At 74.5% G+C, this 9,091-nt stretch carries 9 protein-coding genes; 6 read left to right on the top strand and 3 right to left on the bottom strand.

The window, feature by feature from the left end; translation table 11 throughout:
* A partial coding sequence (locus RIF68_RS16790) for a S1 RNA-binding domain-containing protein (RefSeq protein ID WP_309052074.1) occupies nt 1-520 on the top strand: 520 nt, incomplete at its 5' end.
* 126 nt (nt 521-646) lie between these two features.
* Here the strand turns inward: RIF68_RS16790 and RIF68_RS16795 are convergent.
* Nucleotides 647-1,594, bottom strand: coding sequence for a right-handed parallel beta-helix repeat-containing protein (locus RIF68_RS16795; RefSeq protein ID WP_309052075.1), 948 nt, complete (start codon nt 1,592-1,594; stop codon nt 647-649).
* Between the two features lie 247 nt (nt 1,595-1,841).
* Between RIF68_RS16795 and RIF68_RS16800 the strand changes: the two genes are divergently transcribed.
* The 3 genes from RIF68_RS16800 to RIF68_RS16810 all read left to right on the top strand — a co-directional run bounded on the left by RIF68_RS16800 (nt 1,842) and on the right by RIF68_RS16810 (nt 3,872).
* On the top strand, nt 1,842-2,780 hold the full coding sequence (locus RIF68_RS16800) for a PAC2 family protein (RefSeq protein WP_309052076.1): 939 nt from the start codon (nt 1,842-1,844) through the stop codon (nt 2,778-2,780).
* 31 nt (nt 2,781-2,811) lie between these two features.
* Entirely contained in the window at nt 2,812-3,420 is a 609-nt protein-coding gene (coaE, locus tag RIF68_RS16805) for a dephospho-CoA kinase (RefSeq protein ID WP_309052077.1), read from the top strand.
* A gap of 83 nt (nt 3,421-3,503) precedes the next feature.
* The gene (locus tag RIF68_RS16810; protein WP_309052078.1) at nt 3,504-3,872 is read left to right on the top strand and encodes a tetratricopeptide repeat protein; all 369 of its coding nucleotides are present in this window, start codon (nt 3,504-3,506) and stop codon (nt 3,870-3,872) included.
* A gap of 19 nt (nt 3,873-3,891) precedes the next feature.
* Here RIF68_RS16810 and RIF68_RS16815 read toward each other — a convergent pair whose 3' ends face one another.
* Together RIF68_RS16815 and RIF68_RS16820 are read right to left on the bottom strand one after the other, a co-directional pair.
* Nucleotides 3,892-4,170, bottom strand: a complete 279-nt coding sequence (locus RIF68_RS16815) for a DUF6343 family protein (RefSeq protein ID WP_309052079.1) — start codon at nt 4,168-4,170, stop codon at nt 3,892-3,894.
* 93 nt (nt 4,171-4,263) lie between these two features.
* Nucleotides 4,264-4,599, bottom strand: a complete 336-nt coding sequence (locus RIF68_RS16820; RefSeq protein ID WP_309052080.1) for a hypothetical protein — start codon at nt 4,597-4,599, stop codon at nt 4,264-4,266.
* A gap of 243 nt (nt 4,600-4,842) precedes the next feature.
* On the opposite strand from RIF68_RS16820, the gene RIF68_RS16825 reads away from it, so the two are divergent.
* Together RIF68_RS16825 and RIF68_RS16830 are read left to right on the top strand one after the other, a co-directional pair.
* Entirely contained in the window at nt 4,843-7,701 is a 2,859-nt protein-coding gene (locus tag RIF68_RS16825) for a DEAD/DEAH box helicase (RefSeq protein ID WP_309052081.1), read from the top strand.
* Nucleotides 7,698-8,993 carry an SWIM zinc finger family protein gene (locus tag RIF68_RS16830; protein ID WP_309052082.1) on the top strand — a complete coding sequence of 432 codons (1,296 nt, stop codon included), beginning with the start codon at nt 7,698-7,700 and terminating at the stop codon, nt 8,991-8,993. The genes RIF68_RS16825 and RIF68_RS16830 overlap by 4 nt, the downstream gene beginning before the upstream one ends.
* Nucleotides 8,994-9,091: the final 98 nt, after the last annotated feature.

Consider the following 9,091-nt stretch of genomic DNA (forward strand, 5'->3'; position numbering starts at 1 on the left):
GCTGGCCGAGCGCCACGTGGAGATCCCGGAGCAGGTCGTCCAGGTCAACGACGAGATCTTCGTCAAGGTCATCGACATCGACCTCGAGCGCCGTCGCATCAGCCTCTCGCTGAAGCAGGCCAACGAGTCCTTCGGTGCCGACCCGGCCTCGGTCGAGTTCGACCCGACCCTGTACGGCATGGCCGCGTCCTACGACGACCAGGGCAACTACATCTACCCCGAGGGCTTCGACCCCGAGACCAACGACTGGCTCGAGGGCTACGAGGCTCAGCGCGAGGCCTGGGAGACCCAGTACGCCGAGGCGCAGGCTCGCTTCGAGCAGCACCAGGCTCAGGTCATCAAGTCCCGCGAGGCCGACGAGGCCGCCGCTGCCGAGGGTGGCGCCGCCGCTCCGGCCGGTGCCCCGGCGGGCGTGTCGGGTGGCTCCTACTCCTCGGAGTCGGACGACAACTCCGGCGCCCTGGCGTCGGACGAGGCTCTCGCCGCCCTGCGCGAGAAGCTGGCCGGCGGCCAGAGCTGAACAGGCTCACCGCTGAGCGGCGCTAGCAGCTAGCGCACCGAGGCCCGTTCCCCTCCGGGGGAGCGGGCCTCGGTCGTTCCCATGACGGGGCCGCGTGCTCCGGGTTGCGAGACCCCGGACCGGTTCTCAGGGCGTGACGGCGATGTTCGTCAGCCCGTAGCCGCCGGTCACCGTGTTGGAGGCGTACACCGTCGTCCGGCAGCTGCCGCTCTGATGGGTCACATGGATCGCCAGCCGCTTCGGGCCGGTGGCGCCCGTCAGATCCGCGTGGTTGTCCCGGAAGACGGTCCCGCACCCCCAGCCGCTCTGCTGGCTGTGCGTCTCGAAGCCGTTGTTGGTCGTGTTCACCCCGCGGTTGCCCTCGACCAGCACGTTGTTGCCCTTCACGTCGACCCACGAGTCGTCGTAGTGGACACCGGTCAGTCCGCGCCCGTCGAAGGTGTTGCCGATGATCCGGGCCCCGGTCGTCCCCTCCTTGATGTCGACGCTCTCGCCCCCGACGTCCGGCCCGATCACGTTGCCGGTGATCAGGGCGTTGTCGCTGCGGTCGGTGAGCGTGTTGGCACTGCCGACGTACACCCCCTCGCCCATGCCGCGCCCGTCGTTCCCGGTGTCGTAGATGCGCGAGTTCCTCAGGACCGCGTTCCGGCTGGAGTTGCGGAAGTGCACCCCCTCCATGTCCAGGCCGTGCACGGTGACCCCGTCGATCACCACCCCGTCCGCCGCGTCGGTCATGATCCCCTTCTGGCCACCGGTGACCGTGATCCCGGCCACCGTCCAGTACGAGGCGCCGTTGAGGTGCAGCCCGTAGCCGCCGCCGGCGCTGAGCACCGCCCGGGAGGAGCCGGTGAGGACGATCCGCGCCGTGACGGTGCCGGGCGTCGTGGCCTTGAAGTTCCCCGTGTACGTGCCGTCCGCGAGGCGGATCGTGTCGCCGGGGCGCGCGTTGGTGAGCGCCGTCCTGAGCTGGGCGGCGGTCGAGACGTCGACGGTCGCCGCGGTGGCGGGGGAGGGGAGGAGCGGGACGGCGAGGAGGGCCGGGAGCAGGGAGAGGAGCAGCGTTCTCGTGCGCATGGGCTGCCTTCCGGAAGAGGGCGGGTTCGAGTATGTGCACAGAGGTCGAGATGCTGAACGGTGCTGTCCCGAGACGGTAGGGAGGGCCACTCCCGCTGTCAAGGTCTGGACCAGTCGAGGTCGCGGGGCCCGCGAGGGGCGGCGGCGCGCGTACCGGAGGCCATCGGTCCGGTGGAAGATCGCTCCGACGGGAATCACCGCGCCGCGCCCCGCGTTCCCCAGAAGGACACGAGGAGGAGCGGTAATCGTGCTTGATCCCCAGGATTTGTACGTATGGGACCCGAAGGGCCTGGCCGTGGTGGACGTGGCCCTGGCTCAGGAATCGGCCGGGCTGGTCATGCTCTACCACTTCGACGGCTACATCGACGCCGGTGAGACCGGTGAGCAGATCATCGGCCGCGTGCTCGACACCCTTCCGCACCAGCTGGTGGCGCGCTTCGACCACGACCGGCTCGTGGACTACCGCGCCCGCCGGCCCCTGCTGACCTTCCGGCGCGACCGATGGACCGCGTACGAGACGCCCTCCATCGAGGTCCGCCTCGTCCAGGACGCCACCGGCGCCCCCTTCCTCGTCCTCTCCGGCCCCGAGCCGGACGTCGAGTGGGAGCGGTTCGCCGCCGCCGTCCGCCAGATCGTGGAGCGCCTCGGCGTCCGCCTCTCCGTCAACTTCCACGGCATCCCCATGGGCGTGCCGCACACCCGCCCCGTCGGCCTGACGCCGCACGGCAGCCGCACCGACCTCATGCCGGGGTACCGCAGCCCCTTCGACGAGGCACAGGTGCCCGGCAGCGCCGAGGCCCTGCTCGAGTACCGGCTCATGGAGGCCGGCCACGACACCCTGGGCGTCGCCGCCCACGTCCCGCACTACGTGGCCCGTTCGCCGTACCCGGACGCCGCCCTGACCGTCCTGGAGGCGGTCACGGCCGCCACCGGCCTGGTGCTGCCCGGCGTCGCCCACGCCCTCCGCTCGGAGGCCCGCCGCACCCAGACCGAGATCGACCGCCAGATCCGGGAGGGCGACGAGGAACTCGTCTCGCTCGTCCAGGGACTTGAGCACCAGTACGACGCCGTCGCCGGCGCCGAGACCCGCGGCAGCCTGGTCGCGGAGCCCGTCGACCTGCCGTCCGCCGACGAACTGGGCCGCGAGTTCGAGCGCTTCCTCGCCGAGCGGGAGGGCGACGTGTAGCGCCCCGGAACCACCCCCTAAGCTGCCGCTCATGCTGAAGGTGGGCCTGACCGGCGGGATCGGCGCCGGCAAGAGTGAGGTGTCCCGGCTGCTCGTCTCGTACGGGGCCGTGCTGATCGACGCGGACCGGATCGCCCGCGAGGTCGTCGAGCCCGGCACGCCGGGCCTCGCGGCCGTCGTGGAGGCCTTCGGGGAGGGGATCCTCACCGAGGACGGGACGCTCGACCGGCCCGGGCTCGGATCCCTCGTGTTCGCCGACGCCGAGCGCCTCGCGACCCTGAACGCGATCGTCCACCCGCTGGTCCGGGACCGGTCGGCCGAGCTGGAGGCCGCGGCCACGGCCGGTGACGTCGTCGTCCACGACGTGCCCCTGCTGACCGAGAACGGGCTCGCGCCCCTCTTCGACCTGGTCGTCGTGGTCGACGCCTCCCCCGAGACCCAGCTCGACCGGCTCGTGCGGCTCCGGGGCATGGCCGAACAGGACGCCAGGGCCCGGATGGCAGCTCAGGCGACGCGGGAGCAGCGGCGCGCGATCGCGGACCTCGTGATCGACAACGACGGCCCCCTCGACGCCCTCGAACCCCAGGTGCGCGACGTCTGGGACGAGCTGAGGCGGCGGGCCGCCGAGGCCGTCCGGTAGGACGGGCCGGGGCGCCGCCGCGGGCCCGGAATGCGGCCGACACGTCCGGTGTTCAAGCATCCGATCGAGGGAAGGATGCCATCGTGGCCGACAGGAACCCGGAAACGCACGTCATCGACTTCCGCGCCGCCGAGCAGCTGCTCGCCGCGCGGGACCCGCGCGGAGCCGTGAAGCTGCTCGACTCGGTGATCGCCGCCCACCCCGAGAACACCGCCGCGCGCCTGCTGCGGGCCCGGGCCTTCTTCGCCGCCGCCCAGCTGCGGCCCGCCCAGTTGGAGTTCGAGCTGGTCCTGGAGCGGGAGCCGGACAACGCCTTCGCCCACTTCGCCCTGGCCCGCACCTTGGAGCGCTCCGGGCAGCCCGCTCAGGCCACCCGGCACTTCCGCCTCGCCGCCGCGCTCGACCCGAGGCCCGAGTACCTGCAGGCCGCCGGGTTCGGCCCGCAGGAGTGACGGCCGGGAGCGGCCCGCTTCAGCGGCGCCGCCCGTCCGGCCCGCCGTGGTCGGGCTCGTAGGGCGGGACGTCCCGGCCCGGCTGCCAGTGCGGGCCCTGCCGCAGATGGCGCACCACCAGGACGAGGTCCACCGTGACGACCACGAACAGGACCCCGCACGCGGCGGCCCAGCCAGGGCGCCCCACGAGCGCGAACACGACCGTCCCCAGGACGGCCCACACCAGACCCCAGGCACTCAGCCAGAACCGCAGGCGCAGGGCGCTGCGCGCGGTCGCCGGTTCACTTCCGGTACGCATGACGGCCGGGTCTCCCGTCGGTTCCCCCGCGGACACCTCCAGGATCCCTCCGCGCGGACGAGGAGGAAACCGGCCGGCCCCGGGCGCGCGGGGTCAGTGGACCACGCTGTAGCTGCGCCAGGGCTGCGCGCCCGGAGTGATCGAGTTGCCGCTGTTGCTGGGGAGGTACGTGGACTCCTGCCCCCGGCAGTCCCGTGCCTGGTAGAGGATGATGTCGACCAGCGTCTCGTTGTCGACGTCCGTCGCCCCCGCCGGCGCCAGCCGGTGGCAGCCCTTCACCGAGGGGCTCGTCACCATGACCTTCGCCCCGTTCCCGGTCTCGTACGTGAGGGTGCCCACGGCGCTGCGGCCGAGGCCGGAGCAGCCCGCGACCGCGAAGGTGAGCAGCACGGCCCCGGTGGTGGTCGTGAGACGCCGGCGAACGGACATGGCGGTTCCTCTTCTGTCGGGCGACGGTCCCGGTGGCCGGCGCGCGGCAGGCGCACGCGACCCCTGGTGCCGCCACCCTGCCGCCCGCCCGGTCTCCCGGCATCCGCTGCTGGGCCGCCCGGGCGAACCGGCGGACGAGGCCGTTGTCGGACCCCACCCGTAAGGTCGTGACCGAGGCGTACGACCGACGCCGACACCGGGCCGTACGGACCCGGCACCGAGGAGCGGGAAGGAGGGACCGGCATGACCCACACGTGGACGACCGCCGCCGCCGTGTTCCTGCCCGCCGCCCTCCCGCGCGACGGCCGCGTCGCGTACTGGGCCCCGGACGGCGCCGCCCTGCCCGACCTCTCCGGCGTCCCCGGGGCGGAGGCCGGAGAGCTGACCGTGGTCCGGCGGCACGGCGCGGGTGCCCGCGCCGCGACCGTCCCCGCCGTGACCCTGCCCGTCGACACCGCCCTGCCCCTCCTCACCGCGGCCCGCCACCACCCGGCCGCCCACCCCGCCACCGCCTGCTGGGGCGCCGCCGCGCTGCACGCCCTGCACGTCGCGGCCCGGGGCCGTACGCTGCCCGGTCTCACCGCCGACGACCTGGACGCCTGGCGGGCCGGTCCCCTGGACGCCGACGACATCGCCCACCTGCGGGCCGTCGCCGCCGCCATGCCGTACGAGGCGCACCCCGTGCCCGTCCCCGGCCGGGGCCCGCTGCGGCTGCCCGAGCCCGAGGCACTTGTCCGCGCCTTCCTCGACGCCGTCGCCGACACCCTGCCCCGCACCCCCGCCGCCGCCCACGCGGTCGGCGCCCCCTTCGCCGCACGGGAACCCCAGCACCTTCCCCGCGCGCGTGCCTGGGCAGCCGAGGCGGCGGCCGGCATGGACGCGGGCGTACGCGTCTCGCTCCGCCTCGACCTGTCCGGGTACGAACTCTTCGACATCGCCGACGGGACACCGGCCGAGGACGGCGCCGACGGCGGGGAGCGCCAGGCCGCCGCGGCCCTCCTCCAGGTGCACAGCCTCGCCGACCCCACCCTCGTCATCGACGCCGCCGGCCTCTGGGCGGGGGAGGGCGAGCACTTCGGACCGCGCGCCCGCATCGACGCCCTCCTCGCGCTGCGCCGGGCCGCCCGGGTCTGGCCGCCGCTCGCCCGGCTCCTGGAGCGGGACGTGCCCGACGTCCTCGCCCTCACCGAGGACGAGCTGTACGAGCTCCTCGGCCCGGCCGCCGCCCGGCTCGCCGACGCCGGGGTCGCCGTCCACTGGCCGCGGGAACTCGCCCGCTCCCTCAGCGCCTCCGCCGTCGTCCGCCCCGCCCGCCAGGCCCCCGGCTCCGCGACCGACGGCACCTCCTTCTTCGACAGCGAGGAACTGCTCCGCTTCAACTGGCAGCTCGCCCTCGACGGCGATCCGCTGACCGAACGCGAGATGGACCTCCTGGCCGAGGCCCACCGGCCCGTCGTCCGGCTCCGCGACCAGTGGGTGGTCGTCGACCCCGCCCTCGTCCGCAAGGCCCGCAAGCGGGAACTGGGCCTCCTGGAGCCGGTGGACGCCCTCGCCGTCGCCCTCACCGGTACGGCGGAGGTGGACGGCGAGACCGTCCCCGCCGTCCCCGTCGGCGCGCTCGCCACCCTCCGCGACCGGCTCGTCGCCGGCCCCGAGGCCGTGCAGGCCCCGCCCGGCCTGACGGCCACCCTGCGGGACTACCAGCTCCGCGGACTCGCCTGGCTCGACCTCATGACCTCGCTCGGTCTCGGCGGCTGCCTCGCCGACGACATGGGCCTCGGCAAGACGGTCACCCTCATCGCGCTCCATCTGCGCCGCGCCCACCCCGCGCCCACGCTGGTCGTCTGCCCGGCCTCCCTCCTCGGCAACTGGCAGCGCGAGGTCCGCAAGTTCGCGCCCGGCGTGCCCGTCCGCCGCTTCCACGGCGCCGAGCGCAGCCTCGACGGAGCCGGCGGCGGATTCGTCCTCACCACCTACGGCACCATGCGCACCAGCGCCGCCGAACTGGCCGCGCACCGCTGGGGGATGGTCGTCGCCGACGAGGCCCAGCACGTCAAGAACCCGTTCTCCGCCACCGCCCGGGCCCTGCGCACCATCCCCGCCCCCGCCCGGGTCGCCCTCACCGGCACCCCCGTGGAGAACAACCTCTCCGAACTCTGGGCGATCCTCGACTGGACCACCCCCGGCCTCCTCGGCCCGCTCAAGACCTTCCGCTCCCGCCACGCCCGCGCCGTGGAGAACAGCGAGGAGATCGCCAACGACGAGGCGGTGCGGCGGCTCGCCCGGCTCGTGCGGCCCTTCCTGCTGCGCCGCCGCAAGTCCGACCCCGGCATCGTCCCCGAGCTGCCGCCGAAGACCGAGTCGGACCACCCCGTGCCCCTCACCCGCGAACAGGCCAGTCTCTACGAGGCCGTCGTCCGGGAGACCATGACGCTCATCGGGGAGGCCGAGGGCATGGCCCGCCGCGGGCTGATCATGAAGCTGCTGACCTCCCTCAAGCAGATCTGCAACCACCCGGCCCAGTACCTCAAGGAGGAGGCGCCGCGCGGCGTCGGCACCGCCCGGCTGGCCGGCCGCTCCGGCAAGCTGGCCCTCCTCGACGAGCTCCTCGACACGATCCTCGCCGAGAACGGGTCCGTGCTCGTCTTCACCCAGTACGTGACGATGGCCCGGCTCCTCGCCGACCACCTGGCCGCCCGGGGGGTCCCCGCCCAACTGCTGCACGGCGGCACACCGGTGGCCGAGCGCGAGCGGATGGTCGACCGCTTCCAGTCCGGCGAGGTACCCGTCTTCCTGCTCTCCCTCAAGGCGGCCGGCACCGGCCTCAACCTCACCCGGGCCGGTCACGTCGTGCACTACGACCGCTGGTGGAACCCGGCCGTCGAGGAGCAGGCCACCGACCGGGCCTACCGGATCGGCCAGACCCAGCCCGTCCAGGTCCACCGGCTGGTCGCCGAGGGCACGGTGGAGGACCGCATCGCCGAGATGCTCCGCGCCAAACGGGCCCTGGCCGACGCCGTCCTCGGCTCCGGGGAGGCCGCCCTCACCGAACTCACCGACCGGGAACTCGCGGACCTGGTGTCCCTGAGGAGGCCCTCGTGAACCGCACCGGAGGCCGCGGCGCCGGACGGACCGGCGCCGCGCGCGAAGCGGCCGCCCGCCACGACGACCGGCGCCGCTCCTTCCCGCAGCTCGCGCCCCGGACCGGGGACGACGGCCGGTTCGCCGCCACCTGGTGGGGCAACGCCTGGGTGGAGGCCCTGGAGAACACCGCCCTGGACACGGCCCGCCTGGCCCGGGGCAAGGCCTACGCCGGGCGCGGCCACGTCGACGCGATCACCGTCACCCCCGGCCGGGTCGTCGCCTACGTCCACGGCAGCCGGCCCCGCCCGTACCGGACCGAGATCCGGATGCGCACCCTCGGCGACGACGGCTGGGAACGCTTCCTCGACGAGGTCACCGCCCGCCCCGAACACATCGCCGCGCTCCTCGACAAGGACGTGCCGCACGCCCTGGAGGCCGTCACCGGACTCCTGCCCGCGCCGGGCGACCTGGTCCCGGACTGCTCCTGCCCGGACGACGGCTACCCCTGCAAGCACGCCGCCGCCCTTTGCTACCAGGCCGCCCGGCTGCTCGACGAGGACCCGTTCGTCCTCTTCCTCATGCGGGGGCGTGGGGAGCGGGAACTGCTCGCCGAGTTCACCCGGCGCAACGCGGCCCTGTCCGCCGCGGAGGCCTCCTCCGCGGCGCCGCCCCTGCCCACCGTGCCCGCGCGCGAGGCCCTCGACGCCGCGGCCGGGACCGGACTCCCGCCGCTGCCCCCGCCGCTGCCGGTCCCCGACCGGCCCGGCCGCCCCGCCGTCTTCCCGCCGGACCCCGCGGCTCCCGACCCGCTCGCCCTCGACCTCCTCGCCACCGAGGCCGCGGCCCGCGCCCACACCTTCCTCCTCACCGGCACCGACCCGGTCGCCGCGCTGACGCCCTGGCAGGACGCCGTCCGGCTGGCCGCCGCGCACCCCGGCTCCGGGCTCACCGCCTCGACCCGGGCGCTCTACCGCGACCTCGCCCACGCCCTCGGCCGCACCGCCACGGACCTCGCGCGCGCCGTCGCCGCCTGGCGGCAGGGCGGTGCCGAGGGCCTCGCCGTCCTGGAGGAGCCCTGGGACCCGCCGGCCGGACCCTTCGACCGGGCCCGACCCGCGCTGATCGCCGCCGACTTCCCCGCCTTCCGCCCCTGGCGCAACCGGCTGAGCACCGACGCCCTCCAGCTCCGCCTCGGCCGTGACGGCCTCTGGTACGGGTACGAGTCGGACCCCGGCCGCGACGACTGGTGGCCGCGCGGCGCCCCCGACGCCGACCCGGTCGGAGCCCTCACGGACCTCCTCGGCGGGTGACGGACAGGTGCACCCAACCCCACTCGTTGGAGTGAATCACGCCAACGAGAGGATCCGGCAAACGTGTTCGGTGCGTTTATTCCGGTACGGGCACTCGC

Source organism: Streptomyces sp. (assembly GCF_031178505.1).
Lineage (GTDB): Bacteria > Actinomycetota > Actinomycetes > Streptomycetales > Streptomycetaceae > Streptomyces > Streptomyces gulbargensis.

Coding starts and splice junctions, on each gene's coding strand:
- RIF68_RS16825 (WP_309052081.1), top strand. CDS start 4,843: ATGACCCACACGTGGACGACCGCCGCCGCCGTGTTCCTGCCCGCCGCC.
- coaE (WP_309052077.1), top strand. CDS start 2,812: ATGCTGAAGGTGGGCCTGACCGGCGGGATCGGCGCCGGCAAGAGTGAG.
- RIF68_RS16820 (WP_309052080.1), bottom strand. CDS start 4,599: ATGTCCGTTCGCCGGCGTCTCACGACCACCACCGGGGCCGTGCTGCTC.
- RIF68_RS16795 (WP_309052075.1), bottom strand. CDS start 1,594: ATGCGCACGAGAACGCTGCTCCTCTCCCTGCTCCCGGCCCTCCTCGCC.
- RIF68_RS16815 (WP_309052079.1), bottom strand. CDS start 4,170: ATGCGTACCGGAAGTGAACCGGCGACCGCGCGCAGCGCCCTGCGCCTG.